This window comes from Gammaproteobacteria bacterium (assembly GCA_024235095.1).
Taxonomy (GTDB): Bacteria; Pseudomonadota; Gammaproteobacteria; order Competibacterales; family Competibacteraceae; genus UBA2383.
Map to the genome: position 1 here is coordinate 546073 of JACKNC010000003.1, position 19045 is coordinate 565117.

Consider the following 19045-nt stretch of genomic DNA (forward strand, 5'->3'; position numbering starts at 1 on the left):
TGACGGCGACTTTGAGTCCCTAACGGCGCGTCATGACCATGACTCCGCTAATCACTAGCACTGCGCCTGTTAATTGTGCGAGGCCCAGAGTTTCATCGAGCAGCAGCCACGCTAACAGCAAGGTCACAATCGGTCCCAGACTGCCGGTCAGAGCCACCGGCCCTGCCCCCAGGCGGCGAATCGCCTCTGACACCGCCCACACCGGCAACACCGTGGAGAATAGAGCCATGGCCAGCGCCAGCGCATAGACCGGTTCAGGCTGAATCCATGCAGTTGTTGGGCGTAACAGTAGAAATTGGCCGATCGCCAGCACGCAGGCCACTATTGAGGCGAACGCGGTTACCCGCACGGTTCCCAACCGGCCCACGATCATGCCATTGCCCAATAGATAGAGGGCGTAGGACAAGGCGCTGCCAAACACCAGAGCGCTGCCAAGCGCAAGTTCCTGAGCAGCGCCTGTGAGCCGCAGATCATGCGCGATGGCGAAGGCGATGCCAACATAACACAGCGCCAGTGCGCTCAGTGTCCGACGGGTGAGCGATTGACCAAGGAACAAGGCCCCAAGCAGGACCACCAGCGTCGGATAAACGAACAAGATCAATCGTTCCAGCGCGGCGCTGATGAAGCGCAGACCCAGGAAATCCAGGTAGCTGGCCAGGTAGTAGCCGAACAGCCCGAGTCCGAACAGCCAGAACCCATCGCGCAAGGTTAACCGGTTGGCCGCCTGGCGGGCGCTCATCCAAGCCAGGCCGATGAAGAAGGGCAGGCTGAGCGTCATGCGCAAAGCCAGCAGGGTTTCCGCATCGACCCCGTACTGATAGGCCAGCTTGACCAGAATCGCCTTGAAAGAAAAGCCGATCGCCGCCAGCACGGCGCATAACAAACCAATTCGGTCCAGGCCGGGACGGGCATTTGACGGACTGCTGGCCACCGTCGGCGGGATTGAATTTTTTCCGGTCATCAGGTCGTTCCCTTCTATTTGAGAGTCGCTATCATCATAATATTTCCAGCAAGGAAACGGCTGCTCGCAAAGCACCGCGCTGGCGTTACGAGGCTGCTTGTCGACTGGCAGTCCGTTCCATCGATAACGCCCTGCAAACGGTGGCTGCCGATCAATTCATCGTTGTGCGCTTTACGCGATGTTCGACTTTTTTCAGGCGATCAAACCCTCGAACTGGAGGTCTGACCGACCGAGTTGTCGGTTCATGAAAATACCCAGGGTGTGCGCCAAGACTTTTCGGGCGACCTGGCTCGTCAGATGCCAAACATCGCGTGCCCGGATTTTTTCAAAATGAAACTGGCCCGCAACGGCGTTTGCAGATCGATGCCGGTGGTAGCCAATTCTGCCTGGAGAAAAGCGCTGATATAGCCCTTGTCGCCAATGGCCAGGCCCTGAACGCCCTCGGTCAAATCCCACAGCGCCTCACGTTCATCGCCAGTGGCTGGAGTGATCGTATAGGCGATGATAAATTATATCCGTGCCAATGGATTGCTCCTCATTATTGATTGAAGGGCATTTCTTCATACTTCTTTAAGGAGTTCATCATGCCGTACCGTATTATCGCACCTGCCCTGGGCGCGCTGACCGCCCTGTTCATCGCCACACCTGCTTACGCCCAGGATCCTGCGCCCGATTTGCAAGACCTGGTGGGCGCGCGCGGCAGCAGCGGGGAAATGGCTCTTCAGGAACGGGGTTATACGTTCGTCAAGGGCGAAAAATCCGGCAGCGACAGCTACACACGCTATCGGCAGGAACGCAGCGGGCAATGCATTATCGTGCGCACCGCTGAAGGTCGTTATCAGTCTCTGGTCACCGCGCCGGATTTCGATTGCCAGAACGACGCATCCGCTACTGAAGAACCCAAAAATGAACCGGGCGCGCATGAAAAACAACACTTTGCCACCGTGTGTGGCGCAATCGTCGACGGCAAGCCTTACCGCTACAAATGCAAGGTTAATGGCGCTGCGCCGGGCGGTCCGGGCAAGACGGTACTCCATTACCCCGATCAGAAGATCACCCTGCACTGGCGGCATGGCAACCGCATCGGCCTGGAATTCGAGGGCATGAAGGTCATGCCAGCGACTTTCAACACCGTCGAGGGCGAAACTCAGTTCATGTTCGAGGGCAAGACCTATTTTTATGTGTCTGACCCCGGCATGGCGGCGATGGAAGTCAAGCATTTCCGCGAGTAGACATCACGCTAATGCCACTTTTGATTTTTGCCCTGGTTTTGCTCGGTCTCTTCACCATCGAGTTGATGGGGCCGGTGCAAACCCATGTGATCCAGCCGTTGACCACGGCCATCGCCCACGTCAGCGCGATGGTGCTTCAAATTTTCGATCCCTCTGTTGAGGCGCAGGGCATGGTCTTGCGCGATACAGCAACCGGGGCAGCGGTCAACATTCAGCCGGGCTGCAATGGCGTCGAGGCGCTGATCTGCGTCATCGCCGCCATGGTGGCCACACCGGCATCCTGGAAATATCGACTCATTAGCGCCGGGCTGGGTTTTGCAGCCATTCCAGCGTTTCGGCTAAAATTGAGTTTATGGTTTTCGCTGGAAGAGTCCCCTATGTGCAATGAAGCGCAAGTACCCATCAACAGAGCTGTCTACGAACCAGCGTGATCTTGTTGCACGTCTTGTCGGCCCGCTGGAGAGGCGCGGGATCTCGCGCTTGGTTTTTCGTGATGTTCTCGTTGACGCAGGGATCATCGTGCCCAAGTTGTCTTTGGACCGCTGGGTGCATACCCATGCGGTGAGGGGCCGGGTTTTCACGGCGGAGAAGGCGAGCGGAGCGCCGCCGCTTCTGGATGACGAACAGTGCGAGATTGCCGCCGGTTGGGTGCTGTCTCAGAACGACGCGAACCAGGTCGTCTCGCTCGCTTCGTTCGCGAAGTGTTGTGCGTTAGCCTTTGGGGTTGAGCTGGCGCAGACGACGGCGCATGATTACCTGCATAGCCTCGGTTTCAGTTCAACGGTTTCGCAGACCAAGACCCGGGGCTTCACAGTAGATGTCGAGGCACTGGCGAAGAGGATGTTGGAGTGGAAGCGGGAGCGACAGCGTGCGCGAGACTTGAAAGGGCTCCTGGCCAGCGTTGACTTCACGTTCACGGGCCACCGCCCGGATCGGCGCGTGACCTATGCGCCTGCAGGTGGCGCTCAGCCGAAATCCAGCACGGCGATCGCTGGATTCACGAACTGCATCGTCACCGTGGTCTGGTCCGACGGTGTCAATCGGACACCGCCGGCCCTCTTCACGTTCAATGGGAAATTTCGGCTCGATCGGGACGGACGCCAGACGTGGATCCAAGCGCGGGAGAAACTGGTCAATGCGCTCGTCCGCTTCGGTATCGATGCGAAACGCATCCTTTATATTGGATGCCGAGAAGAACGAAACCCGCCTCTATGCCAGCGAGAGCGCCGAACTTCTACGCCGTTTCTTTGCCCTCTACCCCCTCCCGCCCAATGTTGTCGTCTTCACCGATAACGGGAAGTCCTTCTTTCCAGGGGGTGTGACGGCGCTCGAATCGCTCGGATTCGCCAAGCATGTGTCGTATCCGGCCCCGGTGCATCAGCACCTCTCGCCCAACGATAACCGCCTGCATGGCACGGCCAAGGCGAAATGGCGTAACAGTGGCGTGGACTTCGAGGATGACGTGGAGTCGTCCCTGTTGCTCCTGAGTCATCTCGATGTTGAACTCGCGGCTCACGGAGCGATGTGGTTCAAACGAAACATCTTGGATCTCACGGCCACATCAGCGCGAGAACTCCTTCGAGGCCGATCCGGCAACCGGGCACAGGTCGATGATGATCGGCTTGATGCCTACTATCGTTTCGCGGGCTTGGAGACCGCTCAGAGACCGGAGGAAACCATCGCATCGGTTTCAAACAACCTGCATGAGCGGGTGTACAGCGAATAGTTAAAAAATACGCGATGTTCGACTTTCAGGCGATCAGGCCCTCAAACTGGAGGTCTGACCGACCGACTTGTCGGTTCATGAAAATACCCAAGGTGTGCGCTAAGACTTTTCGGGCGATCCGACTCGTCAAGTGCCACACATCCCGCGCCCGGATTTTCTCAAAATGGAATGGCTCGGTGAGCTGACCGATGACCGTTTCCACGAGGCGGCGGGTTCTCGTAAGCTGCTGGACAGCCCACGGGGGACGCGGATCGATCATGTTGGCCCGCAAGGGGGTTTGCAAGTCAATCCCGGTCGTGGCCAGTTCCGTCTGAAGAAAGGCGCTCAGGTAACCTTTGTCGCCGATCACCCAACCCTGAACACCTTCGGTCAAATCCCACAACGCCTCGCGTTCATCACCCGTAGCGGGCGTCACCGTCCACGCCGTGATGACGCCATGGATCGTGACCATCAGATGACCGTGAAGCCCGTAATAGTACTGCTTCTTTGCCGCACAATAGCCAAAATCCGCCACCGCAGGAAATAACCGACAGTGCGGGGCACGGGTCAACACACAGAGGGGCAGAGGGCAACCATCCACCAAGCGAATCGGGTCCGTCGCCGCCCCCAACTCGATCAGCAGCTGCTGATGAAGCCGCTGCTTGATCACCCACAGATTCGCCGCCTGCTGGGCAAACGTCGTCCGCGATCCGAGTTCCGGGAACCACGACGGCCAATGACGACCGAAGTACTTCCAGATGCCCACATCCGTATCCAGCCCTAAGAACTCGCCGACGACTTCCATCGTGATCACTTCACTATCATTCAGCTTGGGGGCGAAGCCTCGCGAGCGTAAGCAGTGATCCCCGAGCAGGGCATTCAGGTGTTCGTCTACCCAACAAAACACCGTGATGATAAAGTCTTCGAGCGGCATGGCGGTCTCTCCGTGCGGTTGAGGCGGTTGGTTCCTCTCAGCTTAGCTCACATCGCCATGCCGCATCCGCCTGCTCTCATCTCCCCTCGGAAAAGTCGAACATCGCGTTAAAAATAGAATTTGACTCAATTTCTGCGTATTTCACTGATGCCGGCCATCCATTTCACGGGATGACGGCCGGCGAGTTCAGTCGAAGGCGGCAGCGTATTTCACTCGGTCGGAGCGCAGCGACGCAGTGGATGAGTGTTTACTGTTCCGTGATGGAGTTCGTCAAGGGGGTTTTACGTTTTCGTAAGGATTCTCCGGTCAGGTTGAGGGTGTAGGCGTTATGGACGAGCCGATCGAGGAGGGCATCAGCCAGAGTGGGTTCGTCCAGATAGGCGTGCCAGCTTGCCACGGGCAACTGGCTGGTCACGAGGGTGGATTGACGGTGATGCCGGTCATCGAGGATTTCCAGAAGATCACGGCGGCCCTCGCTGGTGAGCGGTGTTAAGCCCCAGTCATCGATGACCAACACGTGTGCTTTAGCGTACTCGCGTAGCAGCTTGGGATAGCGGCCATCGGCGCGGGCCAACGCCAGTTCAGGGAGCAAGCGGGGCAAACGGACATAGCGCGCGGTATAGCCCAGACGACACGCATGCTGAGCCAAGGCACAAGCAATCCATGTTTTCCCCACGCCGGTGGGGCCGGTAATCAGGCAGTTGAGATGCTCCACAAGCCAGCGTTCACCGAGCAGATGCTGGATGAGGGTTTTATCCAGGCCCCGGGGATGTTGGTAATCCAGGTCTTCCCGGCAGGCTTGCTGGGGCAAACGGGCTTGCTGTAAGCGGTACTGGAGGCGACGATTCGCGCGTTCGGTCAGTTCGCGATCAACCAGGAGACTCAAGCGATCCGTAAAGCTGAGCTGATCGCTATCGGGCATCTGGAGTTGCTCGTGCAAGGCCTGACGCATGCCGCTGAGTTTCAAGGTGTGCAGTTGATCGAGAAGGGGTTGTTTCAGCATGGCGGAGGCTCCTGGGTTATTGGTAATAGCGTGCGCCGCGCACGTTCGCGTGGGTCGCGGTCGAAGGGATGGGCGGTGGCGAAGTCCCCGCATCCGGGAGGCGTTGCTGGTCCAGGCCATGCTTGAGAATCGACTCGATGCTCTTGTAACTCAGTCCCCCAATGGCTAACGCGCGCTGACAGGCGGCCTCCAAGCGGTCGGCGCCATAGGCTTTGCCCAGACGCAAGATGCCCAAGCACGAGCGGTAGCCCTGCTGAGGATGGGGCCGCGTGGCCAGGATACGTTCCACTAGAGTCGCCGTGTGGGGGCCGGTCTGGTGAGCCCAGCGCACTAACCGTTCGGGCGTCCATTCGGCGTACTCCCGATGGGCTTTGGGCATGTGGGCGGTTACGGTGGTATGGCGACCAGGCTGCGGATGGCGGCGATGACAAGCCACCCGCTGACGTTGATGGAAGACCTCGACCGTGGTGGCGGTCAGGCGCACCTCCACTTCCTGGCGCACCAGGAGGTAGGGGACCGAATAGTAATGGCGCTCGATGTCAATGTGATAGTCAATGTTGACGCGCGCTTTTTTCCATTGCGCGAACACGTAGGGTTCGGCCGGTAAGGGACGCAACGCCGGTTGTTCCAGCGTTGCAAACCAATGCTGACGGGAACCGGGGAGTTTTTTGAAGGCGCGCTGATTGAGGGCGTCGCGCAGTTCGCGGATGACCGTGTTGAGTTCGTCGAGACTGAACAGAGTCCGATGGCGCAAGCGGGCCAGAATCCAGCGTTCCACCACGAGCACGCCACTTTCCGCTTTGGCTTTATCACGCGGTTTTCGGACACGCGCGGGGATCACCGCGACGCCATAATGGGCGGCTAACTCCAGATAACTGGGGTTGAGGTCGGGCTCATAGCGGTGCGGCGTCTGGACGCCGGTTTTCAAATTATCTGGAACCACAATTTCCGGGACACCGCCGAAAAATGCAAAGGCCCGGACATGCGCCATGAGCCAGTCATCCAGTCCTTGGGTCCAGGTCGCCTCCACATAGGTGTAATTGCTGGCGCCCAGCACCGCAACAAACACTTGGGCCTGGCGGAGTTCACCCGTGATGCGGTCCACGATGGGCACGGTGGGACCGGCGTAGTCCACAAACACCTTCTCACCGGCCCGATGGGTCTGGCGCATCACCACATCGGTATGCGCCACCCAAGCCCGATACTGCTGGCAGAACCAGGTGTATTGATAGCCCTGGGGATGCGTGGCTTTGTACTCTTCCCACAAGAGCCACAAGGTGACGCCGGGGCGGCGTAATTCCTGGTGGACGGTGGCCCAATCCGGTTTTCCGCGATCCGCAGACCCAGCGGCGGGGCGCGGCGGAAACAACCGTCGTTCCAATTCATCGGCCATCATGCCCTTGGGCAGGGGCCAACCCAGGCCCGCTCGTCGGGCGCGTTGCAGATACTCTCCGACCGTGCTACGGCCGATCCCGCAACTCCGGGCAATTTGTGGTTGGCTATGGCCCGCCGCCTGCAAACGAAGCACTTCTTGAATCTTGCGCATGGATAACCTCTCAGTCGGCATGAGTTCCTCCTCGGAAAAAAAGGAACCAGCCTACAAGTTGTTAACCTGCGTCGCTGCTCATTGGCGAAACAACCCGCCGCCTTCCGTGTAATGGCCTGCCGCCTTCCGTGAAACGACCTGCCGTCATCCCGTGAAACGACCTGCCGTCATCCCGTGAAACGACCTGCCGTCATCCCGTGAAATACGCATCAATTTCACCCGAAACGCTGGATTCAAACCCTGAATCTGCTCCGCATCATCAGCCTGTTTTATCTGTTGCAGTGAAACCCGGTCTGGTTCGAATAGGCGCATCTCTACTTGTGGCAGGCGTTGATCATGCTCGATGGCCTGATCGTTTATCTGTTCTGGGTGCGGCTGTTGCCCCTCGGGCCGCCTACCTCCGACTCGCCCGCTTCCAGTCCAGCGACGCCATGATCCTGCGTCAACCCATCGACTGCTTTCTGATGCGCACACTGTTGTGGTTACCGCCGGCGTTTGCGCTCTGGTGCCTGCTGGCCCCGGTGTTGCTGATGCCGATTGTCGGCTGGACCCACTTCGTGCTGACGAAGGGATTTGGGTACCTTACAAGGGTAGGTTTTTTCATGTCTCCTGTTCTGGCGGTGGTCACGAGAAATCATCGGTGGTTATCAGGAGCGCTGGCCAAGGTTCAGGGCAACCGTGACCGATGGGGAGCGGCTGATGATTGAACATCGCGGCGATAATTAACGCCCAGCCATGCCGAAAAACCCCGACCCACCGCCAGCTGTGACCTTGACGGCGCGGTGAAGCCGGCACGGGAGGAAACGTGGTGGCGGGGATCGCCGCTTCGGCTTCGCCACCGACCGCCAGGAGCCACCACGTCGCGATCGCGATCGCTACCCACAACCGTTCGGCCCGATCAGGATCGGTCATGCGGGTGTATTGCCATTGCCAACCGCCCCGCTTGATTTTTTTGAACCCCTGCTCGATCCAAGCGCGTAACCCGTACCAACAGGCATCGGCCGCTTGCGGGGGGACATCGGTCAAAATCAACCACGGGTCGGCATGCCCGGCCTCCCAGCGGGCCAAGCGGGTGCAGGCCAAGCGGGTTTTCCGGGTGTGAAAGGCGGTCCCACGACGGGCCCAGTGCCGGCCCACGGCCGGGACGAAGGCGCGAAAGGCGCGTCGGTGATACCCCCCTTCCGGGCGAACGGCGCCGTTCGCATTGACTCGCAGCATCGGATGCCCGCCGAGCGAGGTTATCGCCTCGAACAACCACTTCGCGTATAAACCGCGATCCGCGAGGACGATCACGGTCCAGGTCGCCGGGAGGCGTCCGCGCAACGCCTTCAACAACCCCTCCCACTCCGGTTTCCAGGGAGGTTTCACGCCCGCTGTGAGGATCTTCCACAGGATCGGCATCACACATCCACGATACACCACACTGATCGTCAAGATAACGAACTGAGCACCCAGCGTCGTCGCATCCAGGGCCACAGCCAACTGCGTCCTGACCCAGCCTTCTAGTGGGTCATTTGCCTTGCTTATCGCCATTGATGATTAAGAGGGAGTAAGGTATGAGTCGATAGCAAAGAAGGAGGTGGCCATGTCCCGTATTCCTAAGAACCCGCTACGCCCGCTCCTGGAAGAAGAGCGTGAGCAACTGATGCATTGGAGTCGAGGGCAAGCCCTTGCGGCCAGCCCAGTAGCCCGTGCCAAAGCCGTACTGGCGGTCGCAGATGGCAGCAACTACACGGATGCGGCACGGGCAGCGGGTCGCCAATCGGGCGATGCCGTGGCGGCCTTGGTAGCACGCTTCAATGTCGAAGGTTTGGGGGCGGTGGTCCCTCGACATGGAGGGGGCCACCCGTGCGATTATACGCCAGTGGAACGCGAACGAATTCTGGCGAAAGCGCGTCGGCCCCCGGATCGGGAACAGGATGGGACGGGGGTGTGGTCCCTGGCGACCTTGCAACGGGCATTACGCCGGCAGGGGTTGGCTCAGGTCAGTACGTATACGATCTGGCGCGTCTTGGTCGATGCGGGCTTGAGTTGGCAAAAGCATCGGTCGTGGTGTGACACAGGTACGGCCCAGCGACCACGAAAGAAAGACGGTCAGACCGTCGTGGTCACGGTGACCGATCCCGATACCGAGGCTAAAAAAAACTGATCGAGCAAGCTTACCGGGAGGGAAGCCACTGGGGATTGGTGGTCTGGTGTGCCGATGAAGCCGGGCCGTATCAAGCGATTCCGCAACCCGGCGCCCGTTGGCAACTCATCGGTGAACCCGCTCGCTACCCGCATGAGTATGTTCGGGGTGGGACCGTTAAGTTGTTAACCTTGTTTCATCCCGCAACGGGGGCGGTGCGGGTCAAAGGCGTCACGCACACCCCCAACACGGTGCTACATCCTTGGTTACAGAAGGAATTAACGACGATCCTCGCTACTTTGCCGCCCCTGGATAAGATTCCCGATGCCGCAACGAATCGTGCGGCCTGGGTACGCTGGCAAGCGGGGCTATCGGTTCGTTTCACGTTGCTGAAGGAGTTGCCCCCCTTACGGATGTTGCTGATTTTCGATAATTTGGCGGGCCACAAGACCGCTACTTTCGTGTGTTGGCTGATGGCGAACGGCATCATGCCGCTGTACACACCGATTAGCGGGAGCGGGTTGAATAGGGCCGAGTCCATCCAGCGGATTCTGGTGGGTCGCGCCTTGGCGGGGCAACATCCGGAAAACCCCGCGCAATTGATGGCCTGGTTGGAAGCGGTCGCGCGCGGCTGGAATGCCCATCCAACCCCTTTCATTTGGGGCGGTAAGCGGGCGATCCGTCGCCAACGGGCACGAGAACGGCGCTATGGTCTCGGTGGCTCAGGAGCCGTCTCTTGCCGGCCTATTTCGCATCCAGGGGCAGCTATCAATGACCATGAGCAAGGCAAATGACCCACTAGCACCCAATGGAGCCACGGCCTCCAACAGGTCGCCACGTCCAGTGGCTGCCGGTGCGTACCGGCTTTCGCCGAGGCTTCTCGGTAGGCGTCACGCAACCTTCGCGGACCGTATTGAACGATTGGCCCCCTTGCGATGACCACCCATCCGCAATCGCGGTCAAACTACACGAACGTACGATCAACATTCCCAAACTCCAGAGCGCCAACCCCATGACCACCGGTTGACTCAGGTTTGGAAAGTGCGCGGCGATTTGTTGATGCCACTGATATCATTCAGGTGAGCAAGACATGATGGTTTCTCCGGTAACCCGGCGAGTTCCTTATCAACTACTTTACTACAACACTATGTCTCGCTTAACCTTTTATAAAAACCTACCCTTGTAAACCCGATGGAGGGAGGGGGCGGCGTCAGGCGCGCACCACGGTGATGCGGCGGGCCTGGGGACTACGCTGTTCTGTACTGGACGTGCGTTCGCGAATGGGCGGTTGGCCGGGGCGGCGATCGAAAATCACCAGCCAGCCGCTGTCCAGTCCCAACCCGGCCAGATAGCCGTCCAGTTGCGCCAAGCCCTCGTTCAGCGGATCGGGTTCGCTCTCCCGCCATACCTTCAACTCGATGCCCAGGGTCACCGTCCCATAGCGCAGGCACAAATCCATCCGACCCGACCCGATAGCGTATTCCCGTTCCAGCGTCCCTTCGCCATTGACTACGCGATGCAGGAAGGCCATTAACACCAGATGCGGCGCAATCTCGTGATAGGGGGCGCTGCCCAGCAACGGCTGGCCGTGTTGTCGCCAGAACGCGAGGAAGGCATCCAGCAACTGTACCAGGTTTAAACTTCCGTCCAGATTCAGCCAGGTCGGGGTAATGTGCGGTAACGAATCCTGCGGCCCGCCGGCCAGGGCGCGCGGCAGGACTTCCCGGTAAATTGGGTTGGCGACCACCAGCCCGCCGCTGCCTTCCCGGCGCAGCAGGCCCAGATCCACCAAGTATTGCCGGTCATCTTCCGGGACTTCCGACAACGCTCGCCCGGCCAGCATCGGCTCGATCACCCGGCGCACCCGCTCCTCGCGCAGCTTGTCGGCCAATTGATCCAGATGCGTCACCCGGCGCAAAATCAGATTCTCTTTGGCCTCCTCTATCTGCACTCCAGTAACCGGCCGCGTCCGGTCGCGACCGGTGCGCATTTCAAAGCAGGCTTCATAGGCCAGGGCATTGACTAGCCAGGGTTGCCCCTGGGTCAGCATCCACACCGCCGCCTGCGCCTCGGGCGTAAACACTTGCCCGGTCTCATCGGTATGCTGCTGGAGCAAGGCGCACACTTCCCCGGCATTGAAATCCCCCAGTCGCAGCGATTTAGCCTTGATGTTGAACGCGCTGCCGCCCGTGATCACGGCCTTTTCGGAACTCGCGTGAATCCGGTAGTCGCGCAAATCGCGCACCCCGCACAGAATGACTGTCTGCGGAAAGTGTGTGGGCCGTTTCGGATACCCGGCGCGCAACTGTCGAAACAAGGCAATCAGCGTATCTCCAATTAGCGCGTCCACTTCGTCCAGCAGCAACACCGTGGGTAACGCTCCCTGCGCGCACCAGTGCGCCAGAAACTGACCCAGGGCCACCGTCGGCGCCTGATCGGCCAGGATCGCCCGCGCCAGCGCCTCAGCAGCGGTATCCTGGATTTGCCAGGCGGCTTCCGCGGCAATCGTTTGCACGATACCAGTCATGGCCAGCGCCACATCTTCCCGCGCCGCCTGAGCCGGTTCGACGTTCGCATACACCGCCCGGTACCGACCTTCGCGATTGAGCAACTCGGCCAGCGCCAGCAGGCAGGTGGTCTTGCCGGTCTGCCGAGGAGCGTGCAGCAGAAAGTATTTCTTCTGCTCGATGAGGGTCAGAACTTCCGCCAAGTCCCAACGCTCCAGCGGCGGCAGGCAGTAATGATCTTGAGCAACATTGGGACCTTCGGTATTGAAAAAGCGCATGGCGGTTCTCCGGGACAAGGGCGGTAACTTCGTCATCGCCACGATATTATGCGATGTTCGACTTTTTTCAGGCGATCAAACCCTCGAACTGGAGGTCTGACCGACCGAGTTGTCGGTTCATGAAAATCCAGCGTTTCGGGTGAAATTGAGTCAAATTCTATTTTTAACGCGATGTTCGACTTTTCCGAGGGGAGATGAGAGCAGGCGGATGCGGCATGGCGATGTGAGCTAAGCTGAGAGGAACCAACCGCCTCAACCGCACGGAGAGACCGCCATGCCGCTCGAAGACTTTATCATCACGGTGTTTTGTTGGGTAGACGAACACCTGAATGCCCTGCTCGGGGATCACTGCTTACGCTCGCGAGGCTTCGCCCCCAAGCTGAATGATAGTGAAGTGATCACGATGGAAGTCGTCGGCGAGTTCTTAGGGCTGGATACGGATGTGGGCATCTGGAAGTACTTCGGTCGTCATTGGCCGTCGTGGTTCCCGGAACTCGGATCGCGGACGACGTTTGCCCAGCAGGCGGCGAATCTGTGGGTGATCAAGCAGCGGCTTCATCAGCAGCTGCTGATCGAGTTGGGGGCGGCGACGGACCCGATTCGCTTGGTGGATGGTTGCCCTCTGCCCCTCTGTGTGTTGACCCGTGCCCCGCACTGTCGGTTATTTCCTGCGGTGGCGGATTTTAGCTATTGTGCGGCAAAGAAGCAGTACTATTACGGGCTTCACGGTCATCTGATGGTCACGATCCATGGCGTCATCACGGCGTGGACGGTGACGCCCGCTACACGGGTGATGAACGCGAGGCGTTGTGGGATTTGACCGAAGGTGTTCAGGGTTGGGTGATCGGCGACAAAGGTTACCTGAGCGCCTTTCTTCAGACGGAACTGGCCACGACCGGGATTGACTTGCAAACCCCCTTGCGGGCCAACATGATCGATCCGCGTCCCCCGTGGGCTGTCCAGCAGCTTACGAGAACCCGCCGCCTCGTGGAAACGGTCATCGGTCAGCTCACCGAGCCATTCCATTTTGAGAAAATCCGGGCGCGGGATGTGTGGCACTTGACGAGTCGGATCGCCCGAAAAGTCTTAGCGCACACCTTGGGTATTTTCATGAACCGACAAGTCGGTCGGTCAGACCTCCAGTTTGAGGGCCTGATCGCCTGAATGCTCGGTGACAATTACACATTAACATGGATGAAATTAGACCTTAACATGGCAGGCCACCTGTAAGTTGATGGCAAGCTGTGCGCTTTGGCAAGCCGGAGAGCACAGGCGTGATAACGACCGACCGACAGGTGAGAATGATCATGAAAGAGCTGAGTAAGCAGGGGAATCAGGGGAGAGCGGCGGCCAAAGCAGGTGTCTGCCGACAGACGGCAGCCAAGGATCAGCGGTTGGGAAAGTTGCCCTCAGAACTCAAAACTGGGCGGGAGTGGCGGACCCGGTCGGATCCGTTTGCGACGGTCTGGCCCGAAATTGAGGCCCGTTTGAGGGAAGCGCCGGGACTGTGGGCACGGACCCTGTTCGAGGAGTTGCAGGAGAAATACCCGGGTCAGTTCGTGCCGGGCCAGCTCCGGACGTTGCAACGGCGGGTGCAGCAGTGGCGAGTGGTGCATGGAGATGACCGGGCGGTCGAACTGTTCTTTCCGCAGCAACACCGGCCGGGGAAGCGGCGCAGACCGATTTTACCCACACCGGCGAGTTGGGACTGACCTTGCAAGGCGCACCGTACGCGCCGTTGCTGTGTCACCTGGTGTTGCCCTACGCCAACTGGCAGTGGGCCTGCCGCTGTCGCTCGGAGTCGGTGCTGGCGCTGAAACGGGGGATTCAAGAAGCCCTATTTCGGTTAGGGAAAAGTACCGGAATGGCATCAGACCGACAACTCGACCGGCGCTACCCATCAAGTGCGCACCGGCCAGCGGGACTTTAACCGCGAGTATCTGGAGCTGATGACCCACTTGGGGATGAAACCGCGCACCATCGCAGTTGGCCAGAAACAACAAAATGGCACGGTGGAGGCCCAGAACGGCGCGTTCAAACGGTTTCTGAACCAGGGCCTGCTACGGCGGGGCAGCCGTGAGTTTGATGCCGAGACGGCTTTTGACCGGTGGCTGGAGCAGGGACTCACGCAGGAAAACCACCGCCGCCAAGCCCGGTTACAGGATGAGCTTGCCGTGATGAAACCGCTCCCGGTCGATCGTTTCCCCGAGTTTAAGGAAGTCACGGTCGGGGTCAGCCAAAACAGCACCATCAACGTGCTCGGCAATCGGTATTCCGTACCGCCCCGACTGCTGCATCAATCCCTGCGGGTGCAGATCTATGAAAACCACTGGGTGGTCTTTGCCGGCCAGACCTGGATTCAGGAGATGCCGCGGCTGATCGGTCGGTCCCCATCATGCCATCGACTACCGCCACGTAATCTGGTCGCTGGTGCAAAAACCCGGCGCCTTGGTTCGCTATCGCTATCGAGAAGCGTTATTCCCGACGCTGGTGTTTCGCCGAGCCTACGCGGCCCTGCAAGCGGCCCATCCCGGTACCGCGGGGATGCCGCCTACCTGCGGCTGTTGCACTTGGCCGCCTCGACCCAGGAAGCGGACGTCCAGGCCGCCCTGGAACGGGTGTTGGAAGCCGGGCAAGTGCCCGAGCCGGACCGGGTGCGCGAACTGGTCCGTCCGGCCACCCCGGTCGTGCCGGCCTTGGCGATCCCGGCGGTCGAATTGGCCAGTTACGACGCCCTGCTCGGTGGGCTGACACAATGACGGACACACTCGACCATCTGTTGCGCGAACTCCACTTGCCGACCATGCTGGCCCAAGCGCAAACCGTTGCCATTGAGGCCGAACGGTCGGGTTGGAGCTTTACCCGTTATCTCTACACCCTGGCGGCATTGGAACTGGAGGAACGCCACCAGCGCCGGGTTCAGCGGCGGCGCAAGGAATCCGGCTTGCCGGCCAACAAAACCCTGACCACCTTGCAGATGGCTCATCTCCCCATTCCGGTACGGCGCCAACTCCCCACGCTGTGTGAAGGGTCGTTTGTCGAGCAGGCGCAGAACGTGCTGGCTTTCGGCTTACCCGGTCGCGGCAAAACCCAACCAACTGACTACCCCGATCGGTAGCAGCATTTCTTCCGAACCCACCGTCACGGTCATCGATCCTCGCCATCCGTTGTGCGGACGGACGCTGCCGCTGATTGGGATCACCCACAAACCGTACCTTGGTCGCTGTTGCGGGGTATGGCTGCGCCCGGCGGTCGAGCGCTGGGTACCGATCTCGGCCACCACGCTGGCCTTCAACCCGCACGAGTTGAGCCCGACGCCGTTGTCCATCGAAGCAATTCAACAATTGCTTCAGGTGTTCGAGGGGGTCGGCCATGCCACGAGAACCCGTTCCCACCCAGGAGCTTCTGCCGGAGGATTGCCATCTGGCGCCATGGGGTCCCCTGGCGCCCTGCCAGGTTTGGACCCGGCTGACGCCACCGCAACAACAGCAAGTTCGCCAACTGCTGGTGAATGTGTGCCAGCAGTGGCTGATGAGGCGCCCGGGCGGCGCGGTCGGAGGGCAGTCCGATGCTGACCTCATCTAACGGGCTACACCGACCGACCAAAATCACTCCCCACCATCTGGAGCGCCGGGCCATGGTGTACATTCGCCAGTCCAGCGCCAAACAGGTGCGGGATCATGTCGGCAGCCAAATCAACCAGCGCGCCCTGGTGGAGCGCGCACAGGCGCTGGGTTGGCATCCCGAACGCATCCAGGTACTGGACGGCGACTTGGGCCAATCGGCGGCCACTGCGGCGGGGCGGGATGACTTCAAAGCGTTGGCCGCTGAGGTCGCCCTGGATCAGGTCGGGATCATCTTCGGCTGGGACGCATCCCGCCTGGCGCGCAACAACGCCGACTGGTATCAACTATTGGACTTAGCGGCTTTGTTCGGTACGCTGATTGCCGATGCCGAAAGTATCTACGATCCCCGTCTGTACAACGATCGCTTGTTGCTCGGCCTGCAAGGCACCCTGTCGGAAGCGGAACTGCACATGTTGCACCAACGCTTGAATGCCGGGCGCTTGAGCAAAGTCCAGCGGGGGACTACGTCCAGCATTTGCCGACCGGGTTGGTGCGATTACCGGATGGACGGGTTCAGAAAGACCCCGATATCCAGTCCGTCAAGCGATCGAGCGGGTGTTGACCCGGTTCACGGAATTAGGGACCTGTCAGCGGGTACTGCGCGACTTCAAACAGCACGGCTTGTTGTTGCCCCGGCACCAGACAGACCGGGGCTACACGGCGGTGAACTGCTCTGGAAACCACCATCGGCGTCGGCGATCTACGAAATAGTCGGCAACCCCGCCTATGCCGGGGCGTTCGTGTACGGCCGCCGACCGACCGACCCCACCCGCCGTCAACCCGGCCGTCCCGCCACCGGTCATGTCCGCAAACCCCTGGCCGAGTGGCCCACCGTGATCCGCGACGCCTATCCGGCCTATATCTCTTGGGAGCAATTCTTGGCCAATCAGGCGCGCCTGCACGATAACAGCCAGCGGTATGCCGCCGGCTGCGGGCGCGGGACGCGCGCGCGCGGGGCCGCGTTGTTGCAAGGACTGGCCACCTGCGGTCAGTGCGGCCACCGCATGCGGGTGGCGTACAGGCCCGGCGTTCGCTACCTCTGTGCCGGGTTGCGCGAGGAGTTTGCCGCCGAGCCGGCTGCGCCTGCCTGGAGGGCGCGTCCATCGAAGCCTTCGTGGTGGCCGCGTTCTTTGAGGCCCTGCAACCGGCGCAGTTGGATGTATTGGCCGCGGTGCTGGCCGAGCGCCAACAGGAACGGGATCGGCTGGCCCAATGGCATCAGCACCAAGTCGAACGCGCCACCTATGAAGCGCAGTTGGCGCGGCGGCGCTATGGCGCGGTGGGACCCGGACAACCGGTTGGTGGCCGCCGAACTGGAACGGCAATGGGAAGAAGCCCTCCTGACGTTGCGCCAGGCGCAAGAGGCCGCCGAACGCTGCGCCCGCCCGCCGGCCGAACCCCCGTCACGCCCGAACTACGCGACCAGTGGCAGCATCTCAACCAGACGCTACCCGCCCTCTGGGCCAGCGAGCAGCTCACTTCCGAGCAGCGCAAACAACTCCTGCGCAGCCTGATCCAGCGGGTGATCCTGACGCGAACCGCACCGGATCGTGTGCAGGTGAAAATCGTCTGGGTCAGTGGGCATTTTTCCCAAGGCACAGTGATCCCCCCGATCCATCGGCAGGCTGCCGTCACCGGTTACGCGCAGATGGTCAGCCGCGCCCACGAACTCTGGCAACAGGGTCACACCGATCGCGACATCGCCCGCGTGCTCAGCACCGAGGGGTTTCGCTCCGCCCGCAGCACGGCCGTATCGCCCGCTACCGTCCTGAAAATTCGCGGGCAGCACCACTGGGTCAGCCGTTACCACGAACATCGCCTGGCGTGCCGGATCGAGGGGTGGTGGACCGTCCATGGCTTGGCCGCGGAGTTGGGCGTCGACCGCAATTGGCTCTATCGGCGCATCCAGCGCGGCATCCTCAACCCCCCGGTCGTGATCCGCCGGCAACCCTATGGTAATTTCCTCATCCAGGACGACCCCACGCTGCTCGAGTCCTTGCGCCAACAGGCCCATCCCACTCGCGGGCGGGATGGGTACACTCAAACCTGGGGTCCGGGGAGCAATGGAACAGCGAACCGATATAAGGATAAATTATTAATTATATTAAATTATTACAGTCATCAGATAATGAAAGTTCAGTAAACTAACCGAAACGAGTTCTTACTGAATTTTGATTTCGCAAACCAGTTTTCTGTACTAGTTATTCTACTTTTGCATCCTATGGAAGCGTCCTACCAGCAGGTTCATCAAAACGATGGTTTTATCGAACCGCTTAAGCCGGTTGACTGTTCCATTGCTCCCCGAACCCCGATAACAATTCTGCGGTGGTCCAGACATGATCGGTCATGCCAGCCGCCATCGCGGGCGTACCGGGGGACCATCGACGCAGGGTTCCGTGTCCGCGCGTCGGTTCGGGCGATACGAGCGGTTGTCGCAAGCTGCGGTGGGGTAACACCAAATGATAGTAGGCTAATGAAACCCATAATTGTTTCTCAAACCATTTGAGATTTTTAGAAAATCTGATCGTACGCCGAGTCAGACGCTGGTTGCTTTGTCGTTGGGTCAGGTTATCGCGCTCCACAAAACTGGTATTGATCCCCCCGCTAACGGGGGAAGTTTGCACGTAGGCCGCCACGGTCTGGGTATCGCCAAACACCACATGGGTCTTCACTTTCACGACCCGACCCTGCTGGCGGATTTTGATGACTTGGGCATACTGCATCTCGGGCAGCGGTCGGCGCCGGGGTTTGGGCTGAGGACCTCGCGAACCGCGACGCACCGGTTGATACCATTCCCCATAGGTCATCAACAGCGCTTTTTCATACTCGGGCCATTGATCACTGGTAAAAAAAGGGATATGTAGATCAGTCACTTGTCGAACGCGTGCCAGCAATTGATCCGCATAAGTTTGGGTCCGTTTGCCGATCACAAACGCCAATACCAACCGCCATTCCGGCGCAAAAGCGAGCCAGACCCACGCATCGCCATACGTTTCATGATAACTTTTGGTGCCCGGCAGATTCGCTTGTTTGGTATGCACAAAACTCCACAATTCATCGAGTTGACACTCTTGTACATGTACTCCTCAGTCGTAAGTTCTCGGTCTAATCGTCGAACAAGACCG

General features: G+C 59.8%; 18 protein-coding genes and 3 pseudogenes. 13 read left to right on the plus strand and 8 right to left on the minus strand.

The genetic code is table 11. The features are described from left to right. Nucleotides 1–19: 19 nt before the first annotated feature. Both H6973_19555 and H6973_19560 read right to left on the minus strand, forming a co-directional pair. Nucleotides 20–961 (minus strand): DMT family transporter, encoded by a 942-nt coding sequence (locus H6973_19555; GenBank protein ID MCP5127725.1) that lies wholly within the window; start codon nt 959–961, stop codon nt 20–22. A 293-nt stretch (nt 962–1254) separates the two neighbouring features. Beyond that, nucleotides 1255–1467, minus strand: coding sequence for a hypothetical protein (locus H6973_19560; protein MCP5127726.1), 213 nt, complete (start codon nt 1465–1467; stop codon nt 1255–1257). A 78-nt stretch (nt 1468–1545) separates the two neighbouring features. Here H6973_19560 and H6973_19565 point away from each other — a divergent pair, with 78 nt between their 5' ends. The 4 genes from H6973_19565 to H6973_19580 all read left to right on the plus strand — a co-directional run bounded on the left by H6973_19565 (nt 1546) and on the right by H6973_19580 (nt 3919). Beyond that, nucleotides 1546–2193, plus strand: coding sequence for a hypothetical protein (locus H6973_19565; GenBank protein ID MCP5127727.1), 648 nt, complete (start codon nt 1546–1548; stop codon nt 2191–2193). Between the two features lie 11 nt (nt 2194–2204). After that, nucleotides 2205–2624, plus strand: coding sequence for an exosortase H (gene xrtH / locus H6973_19570; GenBank protein MCP5127728.1), 420 nt, complete (start codon nt 2205–2207; stop codon nt 2622–2624). Continuing rightward, nucleotides 2578–3486, plus strand: coding sequence for a hypothetical protein (locus H6973_19575; GenBank protein MCP5127729.1), 909 nt, complete (start codon nt 2578–2580; stop codon nt 3484–3486). The genes xrtH and H6973_19575 overlap by 47 nt, the downstream gene beginning before the upstream one ends. Before the next feature lie 61 nt (nt 3487–3547). After that, entirely contained in the window at nt 3548–3919 is a 372-nt protein-coding gene (locus H6973_19580) for a hypothetical protein (protein MCP5127730.1), read from the plus strand. A 25-nt stretch (nt 3920–3944) separates the two neighbouring features. Here H6973_19580 and H6973_19585 read toward each other — a convergent pair whose 3' ends face one another. The 3 genes from H6973_19585 to H6973_19595 form a co-directional block, all read right to left on the minus strand. Then, on the minus strand, nt 3945–4832 hold the full coding sequence (locus H6973_19585) for an IS982 family transposase (protein ID MCP5127731.1): 888 nt from the start codon (nt 4830–4832) through the stop codon (nt 3945–3947). 247 nt (nt 4833–5079) lie between these two features. Continuing rightward, the gene (locus tag H6973_19590) at nt 5080–5835 is read right to left on the minus strand and encodes an ATP-binding protein (protein MCP5127732.1); all 756 of its coding nucleotides are present in this window, start codon (nt 5833–5835) and stop codon (nt 5080–5082) included. Between the two features lie 16 nt (nt 5836–5851). Next, nucleotides 5852–7381: an IS21 family transposase gene (locus H6973_19595; protein MCP5127733.1), complete on the minus strand. Its 1530-nt coding sequence runs from the start codon at nt 7379–7381 to the stop codon at nt 5852–5854. A 231-nt stretch (nt 7382–7612) separates the two neighbouring features. On the opposite strand from H6973_19595, the pseudogene H6973_19600 reads away from it, so the two are divergent. Further along, nucleotides 7613–7816, plus strand: a pseudogene (locus H6973_19600) (exosortase H). Between the two features lie 189 nt (nt 7817–8005). Here the strand turns inward: H6973_19600 and H6973_19605 are convergent. After that, nucleotides 8006–8857, minus strand: coding sequence for a transposase (locus H6973_19605; GenBank protein ID MCP5127734.1), 852 nt, complete (start codon nt 8855–8857; stop codon nt 8006–8008). Between the two features lie 109 nt (nt 8858–8966). Here H6973_19605 and H6973_19610 point away from each other — a divergent pair, with 109 nt between their 5' ends. Together H6973_19610 and H6973_19615 are read left to right on the plus strand one after the other, a co-directional pair. Continuing rightward, nucleotides 8967–9530, plus strand: coding sequence for a helix-turn-helix domain-containing protein (locus H6973_19610; protein ID MCP5127735.1), 564 nt, complete (start codon nt 8967–8969; stop codon nt 9528–9530). Then, nucleotides 9527–10303 carry a transposase gene (locus H6973_19615; GenBank protein ID MCP5127736.1) on the plus strand — a complete coding sequence of 259 codons (777 nt, stop codon included), beginning with the start codon at nt 9527–9529 and terminating at the stop codon, nt 10301–10303. Before H6973_19610 ends, H6973_19615 begins: the two co-directional genes overlap by 4 nt. Nucleotides 10304–10719: 416 nt before the next feature. Here the strand turns inward: H6973_19615 and H6973_19620 are convergent, their stop codons facing one another. Then, nucleotides 10720–12294, minus strand: a complete 1575-nt coding sequence (locus H6973_19620; protein MCP5127737.1) for an ATP-binding protein — start codon at nt 12292–12294, stop codon at nt 10720–10722. Between the two features lie 274 nt (nt 12295–12568). Between H6973_19620 and H6973_19625 the strand changes: the two are divergent. From H6973_19625 to H6973_19650, 6 genes and pseudogenes are all read left to right on the plus strand, one after another. Further along, nucleotides 12569–13458, plus strand: a pseudogene (locus H6973_19625) (IS982 family transposase). Between the two features lie 143 nt (nt 13459–13601). Next, nucleotides 13602–14006 carry a hypothetical protein gene (locus tag H6973_19630; GenBank protein ID MCP5127738.1) on the plus strand — a complete coding sequence of 135 codons (405 nt, stop codon included), beginning with the start codon at nt 13602–13604 and terminating at the stop codon, nt 14004–14006. A 192-nt stretch (nt 14007–14198) separates the two neighbouring features. Then, nucleotides 14199–15053, plus strand: coding sequence for a hypothetical protein (locus tag H6973_19635; protein ID MCP5127739.1), 855 nt, complete (start codon nt 14199–14201; stop codon nt 15051–15053). Then, on the plus strand, nt 15050–15412 hold the full coding sequence (locus H6973_19640) for an ATP-binding protein (GenBank protein ID MCP5127740.1): 363 nt from the start codon (nt 15050–15052) through the stop codon (nt 15410–15412). Before H6973_19635 ends, H6973_19640 begins: the two co-directional genes overlap by 4 nt. A 254-nt stretch (nt 15413–15666) precedes the next feature. Beyond that, entirely contained in the window at nt 15667–15879 is a 213-nt protein-coding gene (locus tag H6973_19645) for a hypothetical protein (protein ID MCP5127741.1), read from the plus strand. Next, nucleotides 15863–18063, plus strand: a pseudogene (locus tag H6973_19650) (recombinase family protein). Before H6973_19645 ends, H6973_19650 begins: the two are co-directional and overlap by 17 nt. A 130-nt stretch (nt 18064–18193) precedes the next feature. Here the strand turns inward: H6973_19650 and H6973_19655 are convergent. Continuing rightward, nucleotides 18194–18973 carry a hypothetical protein gene (locus tag H6973_19655; GenBank protein ID MCP5127742.1) on the minus strand — a complete coding sequence of 260 codons (780 nt, stop codon included), beginning with the start codon at nt 18971–18973 and terminating at the stop codon, nt 18194–18196. Nucleotides 18974–19045: the final 72 nt, after the last annotated feature.

Coding starts and splice junctions, on each gene's coding strand:
- H6973_19555 (MCP5127725.1), bottom strand. CDS start 961: ATGACCGGAAAAAATTCAATCCCGCCGACGGTGGCCAGCAGTCCGTCA.
- H6973_19565 (MCP5127727.1), top strand. CDS start 1,546: ATGCCGTACCGTATTATCGCACCTGCCCTGGGCGCGCTGACCGCCCTG.
- xrtH (MCP5127728.1), top strand. CDS start 2,205: ATGCCACTTTTGATTTTTGCCCTGGTTTTGCTCGGTCTCTTCACCATC.
- H6973_19575 (MCP5127729.1), top strand. CDS start 2,578: ATGAAGCGCAAGTACCCATCAACAGAGCTGTCTACGAACCAGCGTGAT.
- H6973_19585 (MCP5127731.1), bottom strand. CDS start 4,832: ATGCCGCTCGAAGACTTTATCATCACGGTGTTTTGTTGGGTAGACGAA.
- H6973_19590 (MCP5127732.1), bottom strand. CDS start 5,835: ATGCTGAAACAACCCCTTCTCGATCAACTGCACACCTTGAAACTCAGC.
- H6973_19595 (MCP5127733.1), bottom strand. CDS start 7,381: ATGCGCAAGATTCAAGAAGTGCTTCGTTTGCAGGCGGCGGGCCATAGC.
- H6973_19610 (MCP5127735.1), top strand. CDS start 8,967: ATGTCCCGTATTCCTAAGAACCCGCTACGCCCGCTCCTGGAAGAAGAG.
- H6973_19620 (MCP5127737.1), bottom strand. CDS start 12,294: ATGCGCTTTTTCAATACCGAAGGTCCCAATGTTGCTCAAGATCATTAC.
- H6973_19630 (MCP5127738.1), top strand. CDS start 13,602: ATGAAAGAGCTGAGTAAGCAGGGGAATCAGGGGAGAGCGGCGGCCAAA.
- H6973_19640 (MCP5127740.1), top strand. CDS start 15,050: ATGACGGACACACTCGACCATCTGTTGCGCGAACTCCACTTGCCGACC.
- H6973_19645 (MCP5127741.1), top strand. CDS start 15,667: ATGCCACGAGAACCCGTTCCCACCCAGGAGCTTCTGCCGGAGGATTGC.